We start from the raw sequence: 26,551 nt of genomic DNA, 5'->3' as shown, positions 1-26,551 counted from the left end.
AGAATTATTTTACGGCTGATATCTTTTTGGAAGTAATTCCTGCCGGAGCTTTTTGTATGCGGATGGATCGATTGGCATCATAATTTCTTTAATCCGCTTCCAGCCTTTTTTGTAACTCCTCACTCCCATATCGTTTATTAGCTCATCGATATAATGGAAGCTAAAAGGGAATACAGATACCCCATTGATTAAACCAGATTCCCATTCTATTTTTTTCCAGTCCCATTCTGCTTTAATCTCCTCTAACATCTTCTGGCGTGATGGTAAAACTAGGTTCCCTTTTACATACTCCACTAGCCACTGGGCACTAATATCTGATGTCAAAGGACAAAATTTACTGGAATTATAGCCGACAAAACCTAACTGCGGAATATCAGGGTGAATGAGATTGCGGTAAAGGTGGAAATTACTCAGATCGTCGATCAGCAGTTGGCGATACTTTTCTTCTAAAAAAGAGATATCTTGCTGGAATCCAGTAGCAAAGATTACAACATCTGCCTGCAATCGTTCGCCATTGTCCAGTTCCACACCGTTAGGAAAAAACCCTTTTATCTGCGTCCTTCTAGCACGGATTTTTCCGGAGCGGATATATTTATATAAGTCTTTAGACTCCAAGCCGATAGTAGATATAACCCATTTATTCAGAGGTTTGTCAGGCAACATTCTACAAGCATCAAGACCAAACTGTAGACGCAATAACATCTCGTTAATGCGCCAGAAAGCCCACACCATAGGCTTTCCCACAGTATGTAGAAATCGCTCCACTCCTTTAAGCTTACGATAAGGTAACCAAGCCTCGGCAAAGGGTGTTAAAAGAATGTACTTCATGTTGACCAGACCTAAAAAGAATCTGGGAACCTTCCACGGTATTTGCCGAAATACTAGAGTGCATTCGGAGGCTAGAGGGACAGCAAGGGTAGCGATGTCAGTGGCAGATTTGCCAAAACCTACAATTATTACCTGTTTTCCTTCAAGGACGCATGAGTTCTGAAAGTCCGTAGAATGCATCACCTGGCCTCCAGATGCGATGAAATCCTCTTTACCAGGTAAATTAGGCACTTTTGGAATGCTAAAAATACCGTTACACATGAGGATGAAATCGAATTCCTGCTCCTCTTGTTTTGTCTTACCCTCCCTATCATCCTTGTAGTTAAAGCTTACTACCCACCCTGTCCGTGTCTGTATATTCCTCTTAACCTTAATAACTTCGGCTTGGAACCGAATATGCTCCAAAACGCCGAATTGCTGGGCGTATGACTCCAAGTAATTCCTTATCTGTTCTGCTGTAGGCCACTCTGGATAGGATGCAGGCATGGGATAATCAGAGAAAGTATATGTGTCACGCGGACTTTGGACGGTCATTCCTGGATAAGTCCGAGATTTTTCCCATACACCACCGAGTCCTTTGTGTTTCTCGAACACAGTTACTTTATAGCCTTCTTCAATAAATGTCTTAGCTGCGGCTAGACCACTAATACCAGCTCCAATGATACCAATATGCTGAATATTCATGTTTAGTTGTGGGGGTATATTACGCTAGGTAGTTCATTAAGACTAGATTGCTTTTTCTGAAAATCCCTCATTTGTATTAGCACTTTGGCAAAATACAAGTCCTTTTTAGCTTTTATTATTAACCCTGTTTTGTCATTCTCGGAAAACAAGAATCTCAGCCAAATTCTGGGACTTCGATTTAATCTAGGTTTGAGGCTTTATTTCCTAACAGAAACTAAAATTTATAGACAAAAGTGAAAACTAAAGCCCCGTAAACGTTTGGGCGATTAGATTCTGCCAAAGTGACAAAAGCTGTTCATGAGCGGATCGCCCACTATGGATGAAAGAAACCATTCTGTTTTCTTAGGAGAGGGTTAAATTTGTATAGGTATCTGCTGTGCGCTATTGTTAACTAATGAACTAAATAAATGATTGTCGCTGAGGTATTCTGACTGTTCTTGAGACTTGATTACATAAGTTAAGTATTCATATTGAGAGGGCAGATTTTTGCTCAGGTAATTGGCTTTTTCCTTAATTGCCTGAAATTTAGCTAGCGCCTTCTCGTCGTCAAGATGCTCCAGCAGAGGTAAACTGCCTTCAGGCTTATGATTGAGTCCAAGTAACATTACCGAATAAGAGTATGTCTCGAATCCATGAAAATATGGATTGATATTCTTTTTATTTGGTAATCTGCTTCTCCACAACTTTAACTTTTCTTGCAGTTCCGCAGGAACTTTAATTTCTTGCTTAGTTGCTTGCCAAAACTTTGTATCTGCTCGATCGCTAGCACGGTAATGGAGTATTAAAAAGTCCCGAACACCATCTAGACAGTTAGCGATCGCTCTATTGTAGTTGCGGATCAACTCTTCATTGAACGACTTCCCTGGAAAGTGATTGACTAACTCTTCAATTCCATGCTGAATAAAAAATATCCCAGTAGATTCCAATGGTTCAACAAAGCCACTGGAAAGCCCTATTGCTACACAATTTTTCACCCATGAGTTTCTGTTACGTCCAATCCGCATCTGGATATGAGAGGCTTTGCAATTATCAGCGACATTTCCTAAATGCTGGCGAAATTCTTGTTCTGCTTCATCCGCAGAGATGAAGGCGCTAGAATAAACATATCCTGTACCATCTCTGCCATACAAAGGTATATTCCAGACCCAACCTGATGAGAGAGCAGTTGCAGTTGTGTAAGGGTTGATGCCATTTTTCTGAATATCGCTTGGTATCTGTATAGCGATCGCGCGATCGCACAGTAGCGACTCTGAATAAGAAATGAATGGCTCACCAAGAGCTTTGTTAATCAAAAGACCACGGAAACCAGTACAGTCAATGAAAAGGTCTCCACTGATAATGCCATGCTCGTTAGTGTTGAGACTATCTATGCTTCCATCCTCGGTTAAATTTACATCTAACACATCATCAACAATTTGTTTTACGCCCCTCTGTATTGAATAATCTTTCAAGAATCTAGCAATTAGATTCGCATCAAAATGGTAGGCGTAAGGATACTGCCCTTCAGCATTAGCAAGTGTTATAAGATTTTTTTCAGAAAAATGTTTCTCTGAGAATAAATGTTCTACTCTGTCATCAAAGATTTTGCCGTTAAGATATCTAGGAGACCTTTGACGATCGCACAGCGTCGGTGCCATGAAGCAGGAGTAATCAAATGGCTCATTGGCACTCTTAAGTTTCAACCACCATTCAGAGATACTGAATCCATCAATAAAGTCAAATCTTTCAAAAGGATGGTAAAAGTGTCTTCTATCTGAATTCCAATCAACAAATTTAATCCCCATCTTATAAGTAGCATTGCATTTTGGCATCCATTCAGACTCTTGTAATTCCAGAAAATCAAAAAATGACTTGATGCTACTAAAAGTTGCTTCGCCAACTCCAATTTTTGTAATATTAGAAGACTCTATCAGGGTAATCTGAATATTTTTTTTCAAGGCTTTGCTCAAATAAGCTGCCGTCATCCAACCTGCTGAACCACCACCGACAATTACAACATTTTGTACATACTGTGACATAGTAAAATTTCTCCTTCCGGCTTTAATTAGGTATTAATTATCAATTTCAAGAAGCTGGCTAGTTAATTTATACAGCTTTTAATAGTTGCTCAATCTTATGATTTTTGGCATATACCAAAAGACCATTTGTAAATTGGGTAAAAACTGTAAATAAGTTTTCAACCAGTTCAAAAGCTTCTTGTTGGGCTGCTTCTGATAATTGAATATTTTGTAACAATTCATCTATTCCAGATGAACCTGTCAGATGACCAGTTTCAACATCCAAATGGAAATCTGCAAAATATCGGCATGGTTTTTGGGTAATTGCTTTAATTTCTTTGCCAATCTCTGCTGCTACAGAAAACATTATATTGCCTGTTGCTTCGGTAACTTCAATAACTATTAGTTTTTGAATAGGAGTAGCTTGCAAAGTATATCGATAGAGTTGATAGCTCAACCAGCGAGCATTCTGAGTTTCTTCACTCCAAAGAAATTTCAATGCATCACTAAATTGCAAAGTTTTGTCAAATTCTAGATTCTTCAAATCTTCCAGAAACCACAGCCAGTGATGGTCATCTTCATAAGTATGCTTGTTAATTAATGTCTGAATTGGATCGTTTGTTGATTCTACTCGCAAAAAATACTTATTCAGTTCTCCAAAATTCATAATAAAATGAGCCGCGCATGGTGCCCAAGCTAACCTTTGTCTGGGATTTATACTTTTATCTTGCATAAAATTAAACAAGGGCAATTGAGCAAATTCTTGTTTTTTTTGTTCAATCAGTGCTAGTACTTGTTGCATTTTTAATTGTGTCAATTTTCAATGTTTAATATTCAAGCAAAAGTAACTTTCCGACTTTGTTGTGGAAAGGACAATCTGCCCAAGCTTTGGTTCTTCAATTCCCAAAGTTTTTTTGATAGTCATTAGCTCAAAACCCACTATTTAAATAGCAAATAATGTCTAATTTGTTGTATTGCAGGTTTAGTTAAGAGTGTGTAGATAATTGGTCTTTGAAGACACGATAAATCTCACCTCTACATCAGGGTTTTAGGTGTATTGTGTTATATCGTATTGAGGCTAACGCTAAATTGTAACCAGCTAATTTACTGTTATTGTTTTTACTTTAACTTCAACATATCTATGTAATAAACGTAGCCTTTACTTAAGTACGCTTGTTAAGAAACGGTCTTATATGAGCGTTTCCTGCGCTCATAAAAACCAAATCGGCTAGTTAGGCCTTCTACCTAGCTAAAATTTGAGTATATTCTTGGAAAGATTTTTAGACTTGTTGTCGCTAAAAATAGTATCAATAATTACTTCCCATCCTCCAGTATTAATGTAGACTTAGCAGTTCGCCCAAATTCTTCTGACGTATATTGCAAGTGAACTTGGGCACCAGGCCAAGAAAATGTCCAGGTGTCACAGAACGGACTAAGTAATGCAAGCTATAAACTCCTGGTTCCAGGTGGTCGGCGTAAGCGATAATGCGATCGCCTTTACAATAAAGGCAGATATATGGTGATACCTACCAGTATTTAGATACTTAGAGGTAATGACAACTGAATTCCAGCAGCGAGTCTTTTTCTCTCAGTAGTGGTAGTGCCATCGCCATAAATCATTGAAAATAAAAAAGTAACTTGATTGTCAAGTTATGAAACTCAGAGTTGTATTAGAACCCAGTGACGAAGGCGGATACACCGTCCATGTTCCCTCACTTCCTGGCTGTATCAGTGAAGGAGAAACATTAGAAGAAGCATTAGAGAATATCCAAGAAGCAATAGAACATTTACCTTGAGCCATTGGAAGATGAATGGATTACTCAAGAAGGCGTAATAGTCAGGGAATTGCTACTGTAAGCAATGGCATAAATAATTACTTCCCATCCTCCAATATTAATGTAGACTCAGCAGTTCGCCCAAATTCTTCTGGCGCATATTGCAGGTGAACTTCAGCACCAGGCCAAGAAAATGTCCCAGGTGTCACAGAACGGACTAAGTAATGCAAGCTATAAACTCCTGGTTCCAGGTGGTCGGCGTAGGCGATAATGCGATCGCGGTAGATATTTCTAAAACCAAGTTCCCAGCTATCGGCTTTTGCTTGTAATGCAGCTGTAGCAGTTTGAAAACTCGCATCCACCGCCTCAAAACCTGATGGTAGCGGATCTTTAATCACTAAATGATCCACAGGACGATCGGCGATGATTTCTAAACCAATATCAAACACTTGTCCAGAGGCTAAAGTCAAGGGTTTATCAAATGCGTAAAGACCTGTTTTTTGCAAAACTTTCTCTTCATTTAATTTGCTAATTTCTCGCGTTACTCGTAAACCATTAAATCTACCTGGTTGATTTCCTTGCAAGCGATAATTATAAGCAACCAAATAGTGCAAAATGCCATTACCTGATTTTTGTAGCGTTAAATCATTACGCCCACGAGGTAATTTATTCATCGGCACATTTAGCTGTAAGGTAGGATTTTTGTAGCCATCAAAACTATTTTCTCCTAACTTATTACCAGCTAATTCCACTGTGGCAACAAAATTAGGTGGTGTGGGTTGCAGTTGGCTATAATCTACCAAAGCTGTTAAAGCTTGGGCATTATTATAGTTGGTTTGCCATGTGCCATCGCGTCGTAATGCCAGAAGACTTTGGAATAATTTATCTATAACTTCGGGTTTACTCTGTTTGGCAATAAATAAGCGTAAAGCTTGCGCTTGCGTCGTAGTAGATGAACTCATCCATCCCCAACTAGTTGGTAAACTCACAACTGCTGTACGACCAGTTTCATAGATATTCTGTTGCAGCTTGTTCACTAATTGTTGAGATTCATCTTGCCATTCTGGGAATTGAGATAAGTATCGCGCTAGTTTAATTTGAGTTGCTACATCAAAATTATTGCGCTGTTCATAAATATCTGCGAGGAAAGTATTGCGTTTGTCTCCTAATTCTGCTAATGAGATTAAAGCATTAAGTTGCAGTTGCCTTTTACAGAGTAGTTGTTTGCAAAAGTCGTATTCTCCGGGGTTTGCTAGAACTTTTTGTAAATAAGGTTTGAGGCGAGACACCATTGCAGAATCGACTAAATTAGGGAACACCTGACTAGCTTTAGCCAAAGATTCACCCGTATAGGAGGAAACCCAAGGGTCGGATTTTTCTTGTCCGGGGAAAGCAGCAAAACCACCATCGGCTATTTGGAGTTTTTGTAATTTTTCAATTACTTGACTCGCTTGTTGGCTAGGATTAAATTCTGTAAATGTCTGACCATATTTTTGTGCAATAGTTTGCAAATTAGCAGCAATTATTAATTGACTCGCCGCCGGTTCTGTAAATGGTAAATCATCATCTTCTACAGCCTGTTTTGCTGGTGCTTTAATTTCTGGAATCAAAGTACTCGCCAATTGAATATCTAAACCTCCCGCATCAGGGAAGGTATTTTTATCAACATTCAAAGGAATCTTCACCTGTTTTTCAGTAACACCAGATTCAACGACTTGTTCTGTAATTTCAATTGGCTTAATTTCCAAAGGTACTTCAAAAGCATCTGCGGCTGTACCATTTAGCTGAGTGCTAAATCGAACTTTACCAGTTCCCACACTATCCGCCAGTATGGGAAAGCGATAAGCATGAGTTGCGGATTCAGCTTTGGTTTGCAAAGAAGCCGCTGTGGGGTTTTTGTCAGCAAACTTCACCGTACCGCTAAGTTCGCCATTAATTGAGAGATTTCCTGTATTCCCAGTGTTGTTAGTTACAGATAAACCAGCGAGGATGCGATCGCCTGGACGGGCAAATTGTGGCAAGATGGCATTAGTTAGCAGTGGCTTAGTGCTGATAAACGTCGCTTCCCCATTCCCGAAACGCAGATTCCCATCAGTGGCGACAGCCATCACTCGCCATGTAGTTAAGTCATCCGGTAATTTAAAGGTTATCTGTGCATTACCATTTGCATCGGTGAGAACAGAACCGTTGTAGTAAGCTAAGGCTTGAAAATCTGTGCGGGCACGAGTATTGGCTGCACCGGTTGAGAAACCACCGCCATAACCCCAACCTTTGGGTTTAGCTACATCTTGTGCTTGTAATATGACATCTGGTCGATTATCACTAAAGCGCGTAGAAATTGGCTGTTCTGCATAAACTGTATCTACCAAATCTGGCGGACGATAACCAGAAAGTTGTAACACCGCCTCGTTTACCACCATGACTGTAAACTGTCCTTTGGTGGGGTTTCCTTGATTGTCCTTCAACTCTAGCTGTACTGTTTCCTCTGCACCAGGTTCTAATGATGCTTGCACTGGCTTAACTTGCAGTTTTAAATACTTATCCTCTAAATTAACTTTAAAAGGTATAAAACCAATCTTCACCAAGTTATCTAAACTTCCCGCTTCCACTTGGTTAATGGGTTTACCTTGTCTAACTAACACAGCTTCAATGGCTGCATTTGGCAGCATTTCTGGCGTAACTTGAAACTGTATTTGTGGCGCGCCTCCCTGAACTTTTATTATCTGCTGATAAAGGGGTTTATCTTTAATTACGGCAAAGTACAATTCTGCATCTGCATAGGGAGATTGAATTAGTGCAGTAGCAGTTTCACCAGGTTTAAACTCTTTTTTATCTAATTTAACTTCTAAGACATCATCTTCCTTAGAACCCCAAAATACAGGATTTCCTCCAGTTGCCCAAATTTGTAAATCTGTGGCGCTTAATTCGCTTTTGGCATCGCTAAAATTAACTCTAATCCGATATGAAGCAGATTCTGGCGCTGTTAAACTTACTGATTGCGGATTGCTAGCAGATGTAATTTCAGCTTGTCCTACCGTTTTATATTCAACTTGATTTTTTGGTGTTCTACTCCCTTCCACCAACTGCGTAACGCTGCTGTATTTAATCTGTTGTAATTCCAGGCGCACCCGTTGGTCTGTTATCGGTTTTCCTGTAGGGTCAGTAACAATCACTTCAACAGGAAAAGCCTTACCAGCATCAGCGATGAAATTACTTTTTAATCCAATAAGGCGATTACTCGGTAAAGCTGTAAATGTTTTGGAATTCGCTACAGACAAATTAGAAACATCTGCAACTTGCACATCTACTTGGTAAGTCATCGGATATGGTAAATCATTAGCCACATTTACAGTTTGACTACTTTTACCATTAGCATCTAGTTGGGCATTAGTTTGCAATACATCAGTAGATATAGTAGGGGTTTCCTCCGGCCATAACCATTGCCTACCAAAAGTAAATCCCTCCCAACCTTTAGGAACAAAATCAGCCTGCTGGCGAGTAATAAAATATTTTGCTTCTCCACCTTCTACAGGCGCACCAAACAAATAATTGCTTGTAGCATTAATATTAACTTTTTCGTCAATATATGCAAATTCTTTATCTAAGTTGAGTTCGACTTTAAAGTTGGGTGGCTTAAACTCAGCTACCCGAAATTCTCCAGAAATTTCTTGTCCATTTTTACCTTTCGCCTGAATTGTATAGTAGCCTAAGCGCTGAGTAGTTTTAATTGGCAGTTCCAGAGAAAAACTACCAAATTCATTTGTGGTTTGCGTACCTAAGCTAGTTTTTTGTCCATCGGGATTTACCAAAGTTAATTGGTAAGCAGCATTTTTATCTTGCTGAATTACACCATTTTGTAAATAGTCTGCAAAACCAGTCAACCAAGCCTTTTCGCCTGGTTGATATAACTGTCTATCCGAGAAAATTACCCCGCGTGATTCTGGCTTCTTATCTTGCCAACCCGCATCAATGCCGTAGCCATAAACACCGCTATATTCTTCAGTTCTAGCAAATGCCCAATCTTGATTTTCACGGGCAATTACTAATAGCTGTGGTGATTTACTAGAGCTTTCATTGCCAGAATAACATTTCTGTAATCCTTCACCAACAATTCTAAAAATTCCATTATCATCAGTTTTACCTGTTGCACAAGGTACTGGTTCTGGACGAGATTTTGCTTGTAATTTTGATTGATAAATTTCAACAGCAGCCGCTTGAACTGGCGAACCATCTGTAAGATGATTGACACGAATTAACCCTGACTCAGGAAACCACTGAGTAAATACGCCCAAATTTGTCAATTCAACCATGCCATAAGTCGTAGGTTCGCGCCACAGTTCCTTCCCATTCTCCTGATATTTATTCGTGCGGGCTTGGACTCCATAAGCTAACATCCCCGTAGTAGAATTTATTTTTTCCCGCAGAGGAACAGCAATATCAACTGATTGATTTTTCTTACCCGATACCTTAAAGTTTTGCCATTCAGAAGGTTGTGGTAATAAATCACTACTATTATTAAAATAAACTAAATCTGTCGGTTGAACTACTCGATAAGCTGCTTTATATTTGGATTCTGGCAGATTTCCCGTACTAATATTTAGCTGTAAATTTTTACTTGTAGGGAAAATATTCAAATCTGATGGCACCCAAATATCCCCAGCTAAATCTCCAGTATCATATTTAAGGGTGACAGGTTTGCTCAAAGTTTGCCCAAACTTATCTTTGAGATTTTCGCCGATAGTAATTGTATAAGTCTTGGCAGGTTCTAGCGCATAAGGATTAATTCCGACAATTTTATCTTCATCGTTAACTTCCAAAATTCTCGAAATTTCTTTTGGTGCTGGATTAATAGTAATGTTTTCTTTCGCTGAATCTGCTAATAAAATGTTATTAAATTCTAGCTGGGGACTGCCTTTAACAAATCGTCCAAATGTTCCGCCTGAATCTGGCTGTCCGTAATAGTTAATTTTCTGAAAAGCTAAAGGCGAATAAGTTGCTAATTTACTGGCAAATTCTTTCTCTGTCGCTAGATTGCCATAAGCAGGACGTATTCCTGGAGAAAATACTAAGCGATAACTGGTTGCTTTTTCCAGATTTTGCTGTGGAATGAGATTATAAATCCAATTGCGTGCTGAAGGGTCAAATTTTGCTAAAGGATCTTCTTCATTTTTTAATGGTTTTTCTTCTTTGTTTAATTCGACTTTAAAACCTATACCTTTATTTTTAACTTCGGGAATTAATTGTAAATGTTCTTGTACAGAAGCTAAATCCAATTCAACATTTGAAGTAAACTGTAACTTTTGTTGTAAATCAATTGGTTCGATATCAACTTTCTCTATGGGATTGACACCGGGTAAATTAGTTAATTTAATAGATTCTGTGTTGAAAGTCCAAGGTAAATCTTTGTCTAAACGGTGATTTTTTAAATCGGCTAAACCTGCTTTAAGAGTAACTTGAAACCGTGTTGCTATTGGTAATGCTTTTTCCGCTTGGAATCCCACCATGCGCGGTGTTAAAAAGCGAAATTGACCGGGTAAAGGCGGCCAAAGGGTAAATTGTTGTAATATTTTTTGCTGTTCTGGACTATCAAGACTTTCAACTGGGATTAAAGCTTCTTTAAAACGGATGCGGATTTGATTGAGAGGTTTTGCATCTCCAATGGGACTTATTTGTTCAATCCAGTCTGGTAATTTTGGTGGTGTGAGTGAGGAAACTGCTGGCAGTTGTTCTTTACTTGAGTTTATACCAAAAAAATTACACCCTGCCATCCCTAATATAAATGTAAAGAGAAAGATAAACTGTATTGTTCTCTTCCGGCTTGAAGAACGCCTAATTTTTTTTACCGAACTGCCAATAACCCTAAGAACGCGATAGGTTATTCTATGCTGGAAACGCAGTAAAACTCTGATAATCATTTTTCTAGTAATTAAAAATAAAAAATTTACGCACTATAGCAAATAAAAACTTGCATTACCTGATGGAGTCGGAAATGCCAACCTTAATAAAGGACGCAAAATAACTAGTTACTTTTACACAACCTGCGGATGTAACGTATGTTTATTTACATAGATAACTAATCTATTGTTATTGTTCCAAAAATGACTACAATTCTTAACTATAAAGAAGTATTTAAATTTCGCAAACATTAATTTACATCTGCTGAGTTAGTAAAAATTAATTATTAAGGATTTGAAATATTTACTAATGTAGATGTAATCGCTGCGTCAAGATTAAGGTAGGTTTTCTTGGACAGGGGATTCCCTGATGAAACTAATTTTACGATCGCTACTCAAACTTAAGCGCACTAGTAAAGTTATCTTAGCTGTGCTGCTAATCTGTCTGCTGGTACGCTTACTCCCTTATTTTGCGCCCATTCGTGCCGCAGATATTGCCCAAAATCAGTTGGCAATGCAATTTAGCGATCGCAATGGTTTACCATTAGGAACATTGCTCACCCGCGACCAAGAGCATACATCAGTAGTACCCCTAAATCAGGTTTCGCCCCAGTTTATCCATGCTATTTTAGCCGCCGAAGATGGCAGCTTTTACCATCATGGGGCGTTGGATATGAAAGCTGTTATCCGCGCCAGCAAAGAAGCCATCCACGCCAAAAGAATTGTTTCCGGTGCTTCCACAATTACTATGCAGTTAGCGCGGATGTTAGATCCAGTGCCACGCAGCTTCTCTGGTAAACTGAGTGAAATTTGGCTATCTTGGCGGTTAGCAGCAGGGATGAACAAAGATGAAATTCTGGCTGCATATATCAATCGGCTACCAATGGGCGGGAATATATATGGTGTGGAAGCAGCCGCGCAGACTTATTTTTCCATCCCAGCTAGTGAGTTGAATCTTGCTCAAGCTAGTTTGTTGGCTGCTATTCCCAATAATCCCACATATTTTAATCCTTACGAACATTGGGAACGGCTGAAGCAGCGACAAAAATATGTCCTTAATCGAATGGTACAGGAAGGGTATATTAATAGTGCGATCGCAACCCGAACACACACCGAAAAGGTTGTGTTTCAGTCTCGCCAAGGGGGAATTATCGCTGCACCACACTTTTTATTTTGGTTAGCCAATCAGTTTGATAAGACGCAAACAGAACAAAATTCCCCCATCAGCACGACTATAAATCGCTCTTTGCAACAGTTTGTAGAAGCACAGGTACAGCAGGTAATTTCTTCCCTAGCCGCCAACAATGTCCATGATGCAGCGGCGTTGGTAATTGATAACCACACTGGTGAAGTTTTGGCTTATGTCGGTTCACCTGATTACTTTAATGAAGCCAAACTGGGACGCAATGATGGAGTGCAAGCACTACGTCAACCAGGTTCTACCCTCAAGCCTTTTGTTTATGAATTAGCTTTAGAAAAAGGTTTAATTCGCCCAAACAGCATTTTGGCAGATGTGCCTGCCCATTATGCAATTCCCGGCGCGAAACTTTACAGCCCCACAGATTATACCGAAAGATTTCTCGGCCCTGTGCGGGTACGAATCGCTTTAGCAAATTCTTTAAATGTACCTGCAATAAAGGTGTTAGAAAAAGTTGGTGTGGAAACTTTCTTAGAACGACTGCATCAACTGGGATTTGAACACCTCAATCAAACTCCAGAACATTATGGTTTGGGTTTGACTCTAGGTAGTGGTGAAGTCAGTCTTTGGGAATTAGCCCGTGCTTATCTGACCATAGCACGAGAAGGAGAGGCGATTCCTTTAGTAAGCACATTTTCCAATTCCCCAATTCAAAATCGTTCGGTTGAGCGAAGCCGAAGTCCCAAATCTCAAATCGTTCGACTGAGCGAAGTCGAAGTCCAAAATCCAACAATTTGGCAATTAATCACTAACATACTCAGTGACAGCTATGCTCGTGCAACAGCATTTGGTGTAGATTCGGTGTTAAATTTACCCTTTCCTGTTGCTGTTAAAACTGGCACTTCTTCCAATTTTCGTGATACTTGGACTGTTGGCTTCACTACAGATTACACCGTCGCTACTTGGGTAGGCAATTTCAACGGCGAACCGATGCGACAAGTTTCAGGTGTGACGGGCGCAGCACCCTTATGGAATCGAATTATGTTACATCTGCACGAACATCAAGAACCAGCAGGTTTTCCATCTCCAAAAGGTTTAGTGCAATTACCTGTTTGTGCAATTTCTGGATTACGGCCTACCCCAGATTGTACCTCAGTGGTGCAGGAATATTTCTATCCTGAAGATAAAAGTAATTACGAACGCGAGCATCAATTCAATTTGCCACCAGAGTATGATGAATGGTTAGCAAAACAACAGCAGTCAAATTTTACTTCTGCCAGTTTGAGAATTTTATCTCCGCATCATGGTGATTTATTTTTAGTTTATCCTGGTGAAGAAACGAAGCAAAAACTCGAATTTAAGCTATCGGGAAATAAATCTGCACCAGTGGAGTGGTGGTTAAATGGCGAAAAGTTAGATACAAACTCAGCTAATTCTTTATTTTGGAATTTACGTCCTGGTAAGTGGACTTTGGAAGCAAGAAGCGGGGAAATGAGCGACAAAGTAAGTTTTCAGGTGGAGTTAGCTAATGTTAAACCTACGCGTCGAGGATTTTCTATTAGTAATAATTGAAATAGCAACGATTGTTAGTAAAACTTATATGACACTCGTGATGTGTGAAAATAGTCGTTTTAGACATTATTTGGCTAGGCTACATCGTAAAAATTTTTGTTACTCTAAATCAGAGGAAATGCTTAAACTCTCTATTCGATTAGTAATACATTATCTCAAGTACGGTTCCGTGGCGCAGCAGGCGCGTGACGCCCGCGAGCTTGAGGCGATCGCAGATTCATACTTGGATTCAGCAACGCCAATTTGTCTATAATTCTCAACAAAATTATTTTTATCTTTATAATTAAGTATATAAAAATAATTTTACATATAGTTTCAGTATTATCACTGAAGCTTGTGCTAAGGGCAAAAGCATCTAAATGAAGAATCATCGACTGAGATAAATTGCTGCAACTCTGCTGTAAAAAAAAGATGTTGCTGCAATAGCTCGATCGCGCTTTGTTGATGGACTGTTTCTCACAGTCTTGAATTCGATGAATGCGTTGCTCGATAGCAGTAACGAATTAGATACCGGAAAGTGTCAAACTAAATATGAAGTTTATAGAAAAACTGCAAACTCAAACCATGACTCAGCAACCAACTGATTTAGATAATAAAGCTGTATTTGAGCAGTTGTGGGAGATTACAAAGGAACTCCGCCAAAAATTAGAGGCTCGTTTTCAGTTACATCCAGACCCTTCTGTAGAAAATTTACAGCAATATAGCAGTCTTGATGGCAACATGAAAGGTTCGCTGACTGCTTTTTCTGGGGAAGAAATTGAGTGGCTAGTGCATTCGTGGTTGGGAAACCCGGAAAAATCAAATTTTGGGACTATGCGTCTTACTACTTGGTTGAAGTCCCATATTCAGGTTCCTCATTTGGCCTTCGAGTTTGGCACACTTCCAAATATTTTCTTTTATATAGATTACATTCCCCGAACTGAGCTTTTAACTGATTTGGCATCTCTCGATCGCTACTATGAGCCAGTTAATGAAACATTCTTAAAGTTACAGCAAGATTCGCGGCTCAAGGTATTTACCAGCAAAAGTGTTTATATTCGTCTATTTCAATCGCCTGTTAGCTTGTGTTACACAGGCGCACCTACTTTTGAAACTCTCGAACTAACTCGCACACTTGCACACGAAACACTCGATCGCTGGTTAACTTGGGTAGATGCAGCCGAACCTGTGCCAGAAGATGCACGGGAGGCTTTAGCTGCTCGTGATTTGGCGCTCCGCCGTATCAGTGCTGAACGCGATCCAGGTAATAAATTTGCCGCACAGATGTTTGGCTCGGAATTGACAGACAAACTTGTGCGATCGCTCTGGGGTGGCGATCGTATTCTCTAAATTAGTCATTTGTCATTTGTCATTGGTCATTGGTCATTTGTTATGGCTCTCAATTTTCCATGTCCACTAATTTAGAATCGTACTGCGCTTTAGCATCGCAAGTTACCTGTTATGCAATCAACCTTCACTCGCGATCGCCAATCACACTTTTACCCTGCTAATACTATGCTGGAAAGAGAAGTAGACCGCAAATACTTCCTGTAAACACAGCAAACCACCATTGAGTGCTTCACCAACCTGGGGATGATTTGAATTTGGGAATGGGAATTTGGGGATTAGGAAGTAATAACAAATGACAAATGACAAATGACAAAACCAATAGAAGTCCGCAATCCCCGAACTGGCAAATTTGACTACGTAATTATCCCGCCGCCTCCAAGGTTGGTGGTACAGCAATGTAAGCGGACGCGCCGGGCACAAGTTCGCTGGCAGAAATTGGGCTTAGAGGGGAGAATTGAAGCTTTACAGCAGTGGAAGGATTCGATATTATCTGGACGCGATCGCCTCACGGAAGCTTTGGTAAATGATACAGGAAGATTGTCAGCCTCAGTATTAGAAATAGATTCTTTCCTCTCCAGCATCGATCGCTGGTGTCGGTTAGCACCGGAATTGCTGCAAGAATCGGCAAAAAATACAGCCATTCCCTTTATTGCCTTGCAACAAACATCTGTTCCTTATCCCTTAGTTGGGGTAATTAGCCCGTGGAATTTTCCGCTGTCACTGTCTACTATTGATACCATTCCGGCATTGTTGGCAGGTTGTGCTGTCATTGTCAAACCCAGTGAAATTACTCCCCGCTTCGTAGCACCACTGATTACAGCACTCAACACTGTTCCCAAGCTGCACGAGGTATTAACTTTTGTGGAAGGGGCAGGTGCAACCGGATCTGTTTTAATTGAGAATGTAGATTTGGTGTGCTTTACAGGCAGTGTAGCCACAGGGAGAAAAGTTGCACAAGCGGCTGCAAAACAGTTTATTCCAGCTTTTTTGGAATTAGGAGGAAAAGATCCTGCGATCGTTTTAGAATCAGCCAACTTAGAATTAGCAACCTCAGCAATATTGTGGAGTTCCGTTGTCAACACTGGACAGTCATGCCTCTCAATTGAGCGAATTTATGTTGCAGACTCCATATTTGAAAAGTTTTACCATCAACTAGTAGCCAAAGCACATCGCCTTGAGCTAGCCTATCCCACAGTCGAAAGTGGAGAAATTGGCCCCATCATCGCCGAAAGACAAGCAGCCGTTATTAGCGATCATCTTCTAGATGCAGTGGAAAAAGGAGCAGTAATTCACTGCGGCGGTGTCATCGAGGATTTAGGTGGGGGTTGGTGGTGTCGTCCAACAGTGCTTACCCAAGTTAATCATTCCATGAAAGTCATGACTGAAGAGACTTTTGGCCCGATTATGCCAGTTATGTCTTTTTCCACAGTAGGTGAAGCAGTCTCATTAGCCAATGACTCAATTTATGGATTAAGTGCTGCTGTATTTGCCTCAGAAACAGAAGCTTTAGAAGTTGCTTACCAGATAGATGCAGGTGCTATTAGTATCAACGATGCTGGACTCACCGCCATTATGCATGAAGGAGAGAAAAACGCCTTCAAATTCTCCGGTTTGGGACAGTCACGTATGGGTGCAGCGGCGTTGAAACGGTTTATGCGAAAAAAAGCTATTTTGATTAAAACCAACTCAACGAGTGACCCCTGGTGGTTTGATAATCAAGAATAGTGAAGGGATAATAGAGAATTGATAACAGGAAAAATAAAAGACAAATGAAAAATAACAGTCTCTAATAAAGCTTATAGAAATAGGAGTTGAACATGGCTACCATGAAAACAGAAATGCCCCTCATGGCCCGTCAAGAAGGAGAGTGGTCGGGTTCTTATACACTAGTTGATACAGAAGGAAAAATCTTAGATAAATATACTTCTCATTTAAGCTGCAAATTTATCGAAAATCCCCCCTATTCCTATCACCAAATAAATCGCTACAAATGGCCTAATGGTAAACAAGAGGAACACCATTTCCCTGGTTTATATCGAGATAAAAAAGTGTGGTTTGACACCGAACGTCTTGAGGGTAATGCCTGGGAAGTAGACGATGCAACTATTATGTTCCGATTTACTTTTAAGAAGGTTCCGGGTGCTTACTTGTATGAAGTGATTTTCCTCAGCCTTTGCAATAACTATCGTTTCCGCACCTGGCATTGGTTTAAGAACGATCGACTGTATCAGCGTACATTGGTGCAAGAAGAACGGATAAAATAGACATAGAAGTGAAACCCGTCAGGGGTTTCAGTAATCAAGCAAACATGATATAACTCTCATCTCAAATTTCAACTTAGTAAGGTACATACATGGCCAAAGGTGACAAAATAAACTTTTCTACCCCTAGTGGGTTTCCAGAGTTTCTGCCTAGCGAAAAGCGTCTAGAATTATATTTGCTAGATATCATCCGTAGAGTTTTTGAAAGCTATGGATTTACGCCCATCGAAACACCTGCTGTAGAACGTTTAGAAGTGCTACAAGCTAAAGGTAATCAAGGCGATAATATCATTTATGGAATTAATCCCATATTGCCACCAAATCGACAAGCCGAAAGAGATAGATCGGGCGAAACAGGTTCGGAAGCAAGAGCTTTGAAGTTCGATCAAACAGTTCCTTTAGCGGCGTATATTGCCCGTCACCTGAATGAATTAACCTTTCCCTTTGCTCGTTATCAAACCGATGTAGTTTTTCGTGGAGAACGCGCAAAAGATGGGCGTTTTCGTCAATTTCGTCAGTGTGATATTGATGTAGTTGCTCGTCGTGAACTCAGCTTGCTCTATGATGCTCAGATGCCTGCAATTATCACTGAGATATTTGAAGCAATTAATATTGGTGATTTTCTGATTCGCATCAATAACCGAAAAGTTCTTACTGGTTTCTTTAAATCATTGGGGATTGCCGAAAATCAAATAAAATCTTGTATTGGTATTGTTGATACTTTAGAAAAAATTGGTGAAAGTAAAGTCAAACAAGATTTAGAGAAAGAAGGGATTGCAGCCGAACAATCACAAAAAATTATTGAATTTATTAAAATTGACGGCTCCGTTGATGAAGTCTTAGATAAGCTCAAGCACCTCGCCCAAAATCTGCCAGAAACCGAGCAATTGAGTTTAGGAGTTACCGAATTAGAAACGGTAATTGCTGGAGTTCGTAATCTCGGTGTTGCTGAAAACCGTTTCTGTATTGATTTATCCATTGCCCGTGGTCTTGATTACTATACCGGCACAGTTTACGAAACAACTCTATTAGGGCATGAAGCTTTAGGTAGTATTTGTTCTGGCGGGAGATATGAAGAATTAGTCGGGGTATTTTTGGGTGAAAAAATGCCTGGTGTCGGTATTTCTATCGGCTTAACTCGCTTAATTAGTCGCTTGTTAAAAGCTGGTATTCTAAATACCTTAGCTGCTACACCAGCCCAAGTGATGGTAGTAAATATGCAAGAAGATTTAATGCCCACTTATTTAAAAGTTTCTCAACATCTGCGTCAGGCGGGAATTAATGTTATAACTAGCTTTGATAAGCGTCCCTTGGGTAAACAATTTCAATTAGCAGACAAACAAGGAATTCAATTTTGCGTAATTATTGGTTCTGAAGAAGCAGCAGCGCACAAATCCTCGCTCAAAGATTTGAAAACAGGCGAGCAAGTAGAAGTACTGCTAGAAAATTTAGCTGAGGAAATTAAAAAAGGCTTACCTAAAAGTTGATTTATCAAGTAGTGACTGTCTATTGCAATCTGTCTCATACACCCTACTTATTCGGAAGTCCTTTATGAGTTTGTCCGATCTCCCTAATCTCTGGGTTCCTCTAGCACTTTTAGGTTTAATTGTTATAGCTGCTGTATTCTTCAGCCGCAGCAGTTGATATTTAAAACATTACAGAAATTAAGTAAGGTAAAGTAAGAGAGCCTTGTGCTGCCTGACAGCACTCTGGTAGTAATCAACAATCTCGTTGTAGTAATCTGTCATCCAATCCAACATTTCTTCTTCAGACCAGTCAATCCAGGGTATTGGTTCTGATTTCTGTGACTCTCGGATGAAACGATTCTGGAACCCCTCTTGTGAAAGTTCTAATAACCCATCCAGAATTTCTCCAACTTCATCACCTGGGGATAGATACCTCATAGTGCTCAGGAAGAACCAGCTTGTAATTTACAGATTGCAAGGCGATGTCTACCGACAAGCCGCTTCGCGTCTACGCTACACTGTTGAAACCAGTAGCCGTTATTTCCCTAACATCAATGTGTCAGAAGTAGTTAAAGAGTGTTTGAGAATTGCCTACGAGCGCAATACTAGCGCTGCTATTCGGGAATTACGGCGGAAATTGGCAAGTGAGAATTAAATATTTATTTGGCTTTTGCGTTGGCGTAGCCCGCCGAGAATTTTCATCAATGGCAACTACTTGGTACGATAAAGTACAGAGTCTCACAACTTAACTCTCAAATAAATAGAAAAGGAATGCGTACATGGGAAAAGGGAGATTAGAAGCATTCAGCGATGGGGTGATTGCCATCATCATCACTATCATGGTGCTAGAAATCAAAGTGCCGCATGGGTTCGATTTAGCTGCGCTACGTCCACTAATCCCAGTATTTCTGAGCTATGTGCTGAGTTTTATTTATATCGGCATCTACTGGAACAATCACCATCACCTATTACAAGCAGTACGACAGGTTAATGGGCGTATCCTTTGGGCGAATCTGCATCTGCTGTTTTGGTTGTCGCTAATTCCCTTCGTCACTGGTTGGATGGGCGAGAATCACTTTGCCGCCATGCCAGTTGCCCTTTATGGTACGGTGTTGTTGTTGAATGCGATCGCTTACTTCATTCTGACTCGCACCCTGATTTCTTACCACGGCAAGGATTCGACTCTAGCGATCGCACTTGGTGAAGACTTCAAAGGAAAAGTATCAGTAGTTGTCTATGCTGTGGCAATTCCACTTGCCTTTGTGAACTCATGGTTTGCTTGTGCATTGTACGTTTTAGTCGCAATCATGTGGCTGATTCCTGACCGTCGTATTGAGAAGACTTTCACTTCCTAAACGAATTACGAATTACCTAAACTGTTACGCATTTAATTTGTACATCTACCTAATGAATAGACTTCTTGCAGAAGTGGGGGAAAGGGGAAGAGTTAAAGGGAAAAGGGATGGAATTTCCCCTTTACCTTTAACCTTTCCCTAACCGGAAAGCAAAAGTTACTTTTGCAAGATGTCTAATGATGACGTGTATAAAAAATCAAGAACGCGAAGTATCTTTTAAGACGCTTCGCGTTTATATGCTAAAAAAGATTGCCTAATTAATTGTCGTTTTAAGCTGCAACTTTTTCTTCAAATGGTTTAAAGGTTTTTTTGCTAGCACCGCAAATCGGACATTCCCAGTCTTCAGGAATTTCTTCAAAAGGTGTACCAGGTGCAATTCCCGAATCAGGATCGCCAGCAACGGGATCGTAAATCATGCTGCATTGTTTACAAATCCATTTCCGAGTTTTAGGTTCTTCACCAGCAACTCTAGTTGCTGCTTGTCCTCCATTTAATACTTCTAAGGCTTCAGCGTAGCGATCGGCGTGGTAATTTTCGATGAATTTTAACAAGCCAAAACGGTGAGCAGCTTCTCGAAATGTATTGGCATGATCGGTAGATTCTTGAACTTGTTTGAGAAATTCTTCAGCTGCCGGATTATCGCGGTCGCGTTGGGCATCTGCGGCAAACTCTGGATACATTGTAGTATATTCGTAAGTCTCGCCTTCAATTGCCAAAGATAAACAGCGAGATACAATTTCCCGCTTTTGTTCATCAGTTAAAGCAGTTGCATCTTCTACGACAAGTTCTGGATGTAGTAACTTAAAATGTGCAAAAGCGTGTTCAGTTTCTTGATCTGCTGTTTCTTTAAAAAGTTTCGCCAAGTCTGTAAACCCAAGTTGACGCGCCACCTCAGCGAAAAACAGATACTTACGATTTGCCATCGATTCACCACCGAAAGCAGCTTCTAAGTTTTGAAGTGTACTAAAGTTGGACAAATCCATAATTGTTTAATGCCTGATAAGTGATATTTAGTGCAAAAGCACAGACTCTACAACCGGATAATCAGCCGTTATTTGTATAAGTTATAAATGCTTTATACAAACTTTGTCATCCTATATTTAGCAATCCGTTTTAATCGGAAGCTAGCACGGCTGTGTTCTCCTACTTGGACAATTATAAAACCGAAAAATTGTGCAACTGACAAATTATATTTTTGACTTAGAGATGATTGTGATTGCTTTAATTTGTCTGAAGTTCTAAAAATGGATAGTCGGTGTATCCTGTAGCACCAGGGGCATAAAATGTTTTTGGATCTGGAGCATTCAAATGCGTATTAAGTTCTAAGCGTTTTGGTAAGTCAGGATTAGCAAGATATAACTTGCCAAAAGAAACTAAATCTGCATTGCTACTGGCAAGAATGCTATCTCCTGTTTGGCGATCGTAGCCACCATTAGTAATCAAAGTACCTTGGAATATTTGCCGAAAGTAGGGTGTAACTGGGTTCATGACTTCGCGGGTTGCTAAATCGACTTCGTTCGGTTCCATCAGGTGAAGATAGGCAAGTCCAAAGCGGTTAAGAGCATTGATTGCATAACCAAAAGTTTCTTGAGGGTTAGAGTCATGCATTCCATAAAAAGTGTTACTTGGTGAAAGTTTGATACCAACCCGATTTGCACCCCAAACGCTAGCGACTGCTTCCACAACTTCTAAAAGGAATCGGCTACGCTTTTCTATTGAACCGCCATACTCATCTGTCCGCTGGTTCGAGCCATTTTGGAGAAATTGGTCGATTAAATAGCCAAATGCACCGTGAAGTTCAATCCCATCAAAACCAGCTGCCAAAGCATTTTCGGCACCTTTGCGGAATTGCTCAACAATCTCGGAAATTTCTGGGGTTTCTAAAGCGCGGGGAGTTTCCAACGATACTTTACCTATAGGTGTGTGGAGTGAGCCAATCCCTGCGATCGCACTGGGAGCAACTGGCAATTCTCCATTAAGTAAAGCTGAGTGAGAAACTCTCCCAGAATGCCAAAGTTGCAAAAAAATTCTGCCCCCTTGTTCGTGTACTGCATTAGTTATCAACTGCCATCCTGCCACTTGTTCTTCTGAGTAAATTCCTGGGCAGTTAATGTATCCTAAACTCAGGGGGGAAACCATTGTACATTCGGTAACGATCAGTCCAGCACTGGCGCGTTGGGTGTAGTAAGTTGCCATTAGCGAGTTGGGGATGCTTGCAATTGCCCGTAAACGTGTCATCGGTGCCATTACGATTCGGTTTGGTAGGGTATAAGGGCCAAGCCGAACTGGTGTGAAAAGATTGATATTGGAATTCATGGCTTAAATTTCTATTACGGCGTTGCAGATTACTGAGTGAGGTTTTAAAACGGGGATCGTTAGGAGAGCTTTTCCTCACGCGATTCCACCGTTGACACGGATGTTTTGCCCAGTGATCCACCTAGCTTCGTCGCTAGCAAGAAACGCTACTACATCGGCGATTTCTTGCACATCTCCCAGTTTGCCAAAAGCAGCCATTTGGGCTAAACGATCTATCTGTTCTTGTGTTTTGCCTTCTCGGAATAGTTCTGTATCGGTGGGGCCAGGAGAAATAACATTAACTGCGATCGCTTTTGCACCTAATTCTTTAGCTAGTACCCGCGTGATTTGTTCAACAGCACCCTTGGTTCCTACATAAGCACTATAAGTTGGCAGCATCATCGCCGTAGTAGATGAGGAAAAGTTGATAATCCGTCCTCCTTCTGACATGTGTTGCGTGGCTTGTTGGCAAGTAAAATAAGTGCCTTTGACATTAATGGCAAAAATCGCGTCGAAATCTTCTTCTGTCACCTCAGTAATTGGTTTATAGAAGGCAATTCCGGCATTGTTGACCAAAATATCGACTTTACCAAAACGTTCAAGTGTTTGTTCAAATAACCGTTGGATGTCGGGTACTTTGCTAATATCAGCTTGGATAGCGATCGCCTCTACTCCCAACTTTTCAATTTCTGCAACAACTTCTTGTGCTTTGCCTACATTCCCCGCATAGTTGACGACAATAGATGCGCCGTTACCAGCTAACTTGAGTGCGATCGCTCGTCCAATTCCCCGCGATGCACCAGTGATAATTGCAACCTTCCCTGTTAATGATGCCATAGATTAATCGAGTTTAATTTTGGTTAACTAAAGTGATTATCTATTGTTAAAGGTACTTGTACCAAGATTAAATTTAGCGATCGCTGCTAAAACTTCCGACTTCATTCCAGCAAAAATCCCGCCAGTGAATTCAAGTAACTCTCAGGCGGGAGAAATGAAAATACTTTGCAAAAGGTGAAGATACGTGTCCTCTTGGCGGCATTTTCACAGCAGATTAGATTTGCTACGGCTTGGCGAATATTGTTGAATATGTTGAGCTAAATCGAATTTCTGAGTCTTCATTGAGCTAAACACAATGCCTACGGTAGTAAACTACGCCCTACCGAACTTGACAGAATTTAAGTGCTGATGACACAGGTATTGTCTTGACCATAGTCTACAAACATCTTTTATAAATTGTCTGTCTTCGCTAACCAAAAGCTCATCTGGTTTATCATATCTGCGTAGATTAAATTATTTTAAGAAGGGATTTTCTGAACCTATCTCGGATTAATTCTCAATTGGACATGTTGGCTCAGATAAGAGTGTTCCATTAAATGTATAAGTAGTGCCGTTGGCATTAATACCATTACCACTTATCCTCCGATCTGGAACCAAGTCTCCTCTTACTTGACCGCTAAGTGCGATACTTTCTTCTGAACTTGGATTTGTTACTGCTTGCCAATTTCTCTGATCCCGACCTAGATTTGTACGGCTATAAGTAGCATCTCTTATATCAAAGGGAAGGCTGCTACCATTACTAAAGCGAAGGCTGCTACCATTGGCGTTAAATTCCAAACAAGCAGTAAAATTTTCTCCCTGACTCGGCTTAAAATTGACATCGTAGCTTTTGCCCTCCACTCCAGCTTGTACTGGCGCAGCCAACAACATTATTTGTCCAAGTAAACAAGTTAAAACAAAACCAAACTTAGATTGGATGATTTTCACTGACATAATTGTCTACCTCTGTTATGTAATCAAGTAATTGCTTACTTTTACTCATTGGTGACAGGTTAAGGTCATTAACCTGTCACCAATAAGTAGTGGTGATTAAATTTAGTCAAAATCGAGGTTACAAACGTAAATTTCCAGCCTGTGATGCTTTCGCATAGCGTTTCATAGACAAGACTAGCTACGCCTACGCATATTTAAAAACATCGTTCATCCTTGCCATAAAATTTAGTATAAACCTTAAGTAGATACTCGATAGCATGATAATTTACAGCGTAATCACTATTGACAAAACGAGTTATATCTTAAAATGTCACCAAAAAAATGGAAGTGAGTTCAGAGTGTGTTGCATAGATAGGCATCTAGAGACTACTTTATAAGTTCTCCAACCAAGAGCGATCGCTATAGTAACGCTCTTGGATGAAGATTGGTAGAAGAGAAGATTGAGACTTCTCCCTGCTCCTCGATAACAGAGCGACTTGCCTTGACTTGTGCCGAGCCTGTCCTGAGCGTAGCCGTTGGCGTGGTAACAGAGCGTAGTCGAAGTGCAGCCTCTCGTAGAGAAGGGTGAAGCCGAGGTAGCGAAGTTGAAAGGAGTCGAAGTGCTACTCCCCTTAATTAAAATTCTGGAACGATCGCAACACCATCCCTGAGATTGAGCAACCCTGAAATAATAACTTTATCTTCTGGCTGTAATCCTTCAATAACTTGGTAATTATTATCTTTGATCTCGCCTAGCTTTACTCGCCTTTGCCGAGCTACTTGTTGGGATACACTTTGGGGAGATGTCTCTGTTTCAACTACATAAACAAAAGTGTCCCCGCCTATACGAGTCATTGCTGTTGTGGGAATTAAAACTCCGGGGCGCTGATTCCAGAACACTCTAGCCCTGACCAATTGATCTGCGCGTAGCTGACCATTAGTGTTGTCAAACAGTGCTTTAATCAGTATCGTTTGTGTTTCATTGCTGGCATTAGGTGCAATAAAAAATATCCTACTTCTACCAAGCTTTTGACCTTGCGTGTTCATCACCTCTACTGGCATACCCTTACGCAATTGGGGCCCTTGTTGTAGCGGCACAGAGATATTCACTTCTAAAGGTCGATTTTGCGTGATATTAACTAATGGTGTAGAAGTATTAACTAAATCACCGACTTTCACAGGGATGTTGCCAACTGTGCCACTAAAAGGAGCGGTAATTTTGTCAGACTGGGGCTGTTGTGTTTGAGCATTTACATTCGATTGCTGCAAAGATTTTTCAGCCTGCAAGATGGTGGCTCGTTGTGCTTGAATCCTCGAATCTATTGCATCCAAACTAGTCTTAGCATTGGCAAGACGATTAGCAAACTGATTGCTAGTCTGTCGAGACACGGCTCCTTGTTCAGCTAGGCTGACAAACTTTTCGTAGTTCTGCTGGTACAATTGCAGATTCGCAACGTATGAGGGTCGTTCTGTTTCTAAAGATTTGAGTGTGGCGCGGGCATTTGCCAGTTGCATTAAAAATGCTTGAGGCACAGGATTATTCTTAGCGATCGCTGCCTGTGGTGTAGAATCGACTTGGACAATTGCCGCTCCTTCGACAATTGGATCTCCCGATTTTACAAGTATCTGGGTAACTTGACCCTGAATTCTCGGCTGAAGCGTGACTGAGCGCAGGGATTTTAGACTCGCAATAAAATCTGAACTTTCCTCAATTATGCCGCTTTGTACTGTTGATATTTTGACTCTTACCCCTTGAGGTTGAACGTTAGCATTTGAAGGTGCTGAATTTTGTGGAGTGAGTAAACGCCAAACTATAGCTGCTCCGCCCCCTAATAATAAGAGTGCGGCTAAACTCAACCAAAGCCACCGCCGTTTTCCAGAAGGTGGCTCAAATGACGTTTGTGGAGCTTTTTCTCCAAAATCAGTTTGAGGCTCAGGGGATGTCATGGCTTTTGAGGAACTTAAGGAACAAATTAACTAGAATTCAATCAAAATTTCATCTGTCGTTCTTGAAATTACTGATTTAGCACGAGGTTTTGCAGCAAATTATGTGTTACCTCATCCAAATATACAGTTTTGATGATTCTGTCTAAATCTACCAAAAGGTGAATCCGCTCCTTAAATTTCTGAGTTCAACTGTATCTTTCAAAAAGTTAGGGATGATTTTGTTCATAACTCCTGCACAGATTTCTATAGATACATTGACAT

General features: G+C 40.4%; 18 protein-coding genes and 2 pseudogenes. 9 read left to right on the top strand and 11 right to left on the bottom strand.

Annotated elements, in window-relative coordinates; translation table 11 throughout:
• Nucleotides 1–9: 9 nt before the first annotated feature.
• The 4 genes and pseudogenes from AC1F2U_RS04390 to AC1F2U_RS04375 form a co-directional block, all read right to left on the bottom strand.
• Nucleotides 10–1,512, bottom strand: coding sequence for a flavin-containing monooxygenase (locus AC1F2U_RS04390; RefSeq protein WP_480260006.1), 1,503 nt, complete (start codon nt 1,510–1,512; stop codon nt 10–12).
• Between the two features lie 353 nt (nt 1,513–1,865).
• Nucleotides 1,866–3,530, bottom strand: coding sequence for a tryptophan halogenase family protein (locus AC1F2U_RS04385; protein WP_480260005.1), 1,665 nt, complete (start codon nt 3,528–3,530; stop codon nt 1,866–1,868).
• A gap of 67 nt (nt 3,531–3,597) precedes the next feature.
• Entirely contained in the window at nt 3,598–4,311 is a 714-nt protein-coding gene (locus tag AC1F2U_RS04380; protein ID WP_480260004.1) for a hypothetical protein, read from the bottom strand.
• 512 nt (nt 4,312–4,823) lie between these two features.
• Nucleotides 4,824–5,002 (bottom strand): annotated as a pseudogene (locus AC1F2U_RS04375) (alpha-2-macroglobulin family protein); the annotation flags it as partial.
• Between the two features lie 159 nt (nt 5,003–5,161).
• Between AC1F2U_RS04375 and AC1F2U_RS04370 the strand changes: the two are divergent.
• Entirely contained in the window at nt 5,162–5,305 is a 144-nt protein-coding gene (locus AC1F2U_RS04370) for a type II toxin-antitoxin system HicB family antitoxin (protein WP_480260003.1), read from the top strand.
• 77 nt (nt 5,306–5,382) lie between these two features.
• Here the strand turns inward: AC1F2U_RS04370 and AC1F2U_RS04365 are convergent, their stop codons facing one another.
• Nucleotides 5,383–11,052, bottom strand: coding sequence for an alpha-2-macroglobulin family protein (locus AC1F2U_RS04365; RefSeq protein WP_480260002.1), 5,670 nt, complete (start codon nt 11,050–11,052; stop codon nt 5,383–5,385).
• 496 nt (nt 11,053–11,548) lie between these two features.
• Here AC1F2U_RS04365 and pbpC point away from each other — a divergent pair, with 496 nt between their 5' ends.
• The 6 genes and pseudogenes from pbpC to hisS all read left to right on the top strand — a co-directional run bounded on the left by pbpC (nt 11,549) and on the right by hisS (nt 18,965).
• Nucleotides 11,549–13,888, top strand: coding sequence for a penicillin-binding protein 1C (pbpC, locus tag AC1F2U_RS04360; protein WP_480260001.1), 2,340 nt, complete (start codon nt 11,549–11,551; stop codon nt 13,886–13,888).
• A gap of 10 nt (nt 13,889–13,898) precedes the next feature.
• Nucleotides 13,899–14,141: pseudogene (locus AC1F2U_RS04355) on the top strand (hypothetical protein); the annotation flags it as partial.
• A 311-nt stretch (nt 14,142–14,452) separates the two neighbouring features.
• A complete protein-coding gene (locus AC1F2U_RS04350) occupies nt 14,453–15,217 on the top strand; it encodes a red chlorophyll catabolite reductase (RefSeq protein ID WP_480260176.1) in 765 nt (254 codons plus the stop codon).
• Between the two features lie 306 nt (nt 15,218–15,523).
• Nucleotides 15,524–16,942, top strand: a complete 1,419-nt coding sequence (locus tag AC1F2U_RS04345; protein ID WP_480260000.1) for an aldehyde dehydrogenase family protein — start codon at nt 15,524–15,526, stop codon at nt 16,940–16,942.
• A 92-nt stretch (nt 16,943–17,034) separates the two neighbouring features.
• Nucleotides 17,035–17,481, top strand: a complete 447-nt coding sequence (locus AC1F2U_RS04340; RefSeq protein ID WP_480259999.1) for a DUF3598 family protein — start codon at nt 17,035–17,037, stop codon at nt 17,479–17,481.
• Between the two features lie 89 nt (nt 17,482–17,570).
• Nucleotides 17,571–18,965, top strand: a complete 1,395-nt coding sequence (hisS, locus tag AC1F2U_RS04335; RefSeq protein ID WP_480259998.1) for a histidine--tRNA ligase — start codon at nt 17,571–17,573, stop codon at nt 18,963–18,965.
• A gap of 177 nt (nt 18,966–19,142) precedes the next feature.
• Here hisS and AC1F2U_RS04330 read toward each other — a convergent pair whose 3' ends face one another.
• Nucleotides 19,143–19,382, bottom strand: coding sequence for a DUF1877 family protein (locus AC1F2U_RS04330; RefSeq protein WP_480259997.1), 240 nt, complete (start codon nt 19,380–19,382; stop codon nt 19,143–19,145).
• Between the two features lies 1 nt (nt 19,383).
• Here AC1F2U_RS04330 and AC1F2U_RS04325 point away from each other — a divergent pair, with 1 nt between their 5' ends.
• Together AC1F2U_RS04325 and AC1F2U_RS04320 are read left to right on the top strand one after the other, a co-directional pair.
• A complete protein-coding gene (locus tag AC1F2U_RS04325; protein ID WP_480259996.1) occupies nt 19,384–19,599 on the top strand; it encodes a hypothetical protein in 216 nt (71 codons plus the stop codon).
• A 124-nt stretch (nt 19,600–19,723) separates the two neighbouring features.
• Complete coding sequence (locus tag AC1F2U_RS04320) at nt 19,724–20,299, top strand: TMEM175 family protein (RefSeq protein WP_480259995.1); 576 nt, start codon at nt 19,724–19,726, stop codon at nt 20,297–20,299.
• A gap of 269 nt (nt 20,300–20,568) precedes the next feature.
• Here the strand turns inward: AC1F2U_RS04320 and AC1F2U_RS04315 are convergent, their stop codons facing one another.
• The 5 genes from AC1F2U_RS04315 to AC1F2U_RS04295 form a co-directional block, all read right to left on the bottom strand.
• Complete coding sequence (locus tag AC1F2U_RS04315; RefSeq protein WP_480259994.1) at nt 20,569–21,282, bottom strand: rubrerythrin family protein; 714 nt, start codon at nt 21,280–21,282, stop codon at nt 20,569–20,571.
• A gap of 238 nt (nt 21,283–21,520) precedes the next feature.
• Nucleotides 21,521–22,615 (bottom strand): alkene reductase, encoded by a 1,095-nt coding sequence (locus tag AC1F2U_RS04310; protein WP_480259993.1) that lies wholly within the window; start codon nt 22,613–22,615, stop codon nt 21,521–21,523.
• 75 nt (nt 22,616–22,690) lie between these two features.
• Nucleotides 22,691–23,431 carry an SDR family oxidoreductase gene (locus AC1F2U_RS04305; RefSeq protein ID WP_480259992.1) on the bottom strand — a complete coding sequence of 247 codons (741 nt, stop codon included), beginning with the start codon at nt 23,429–23,431 and terminating at the stop codon, nt 22,691–22,693.
• 489 nt (nt 23,432–23,920) lie between these two features.
• Nucleotides 23,921–24,364, bottom strand: a complete 444-nt coding sequence (locus tag AC1F2U_RS04300; protein WP_480259991.1) for a hypothetical protein — start codon at nt 24,362–24,364, stop codon at nt 23,921–23,923.
• A 615-nt stretch (nt 24,365–24,979) separates the two neighbouring features.
• Complete coding sequence (locus AC1F2U_RS04295; RefSeq protein ID WP_480259990.1) at nt 24,980–26,290, bottom strand: efflux RND transporter periplasmic adaptor subunit; 1,311 nt, start codon at nt 26,288–26,290, stop codon at nt 24,980–24,982.
• Nucleotides 26,291–26,551 lie beyond the last annotated feature (261 nt).

It is taken from the genome of Nostoc sp. LEGE 12454 (assembly GCF_056620565.1).
The sequence above is the reverse complement of the archived record's forward strand: the minus strand, read 5'-3'. Positions and strand labels throughout refer to the sequence as shown.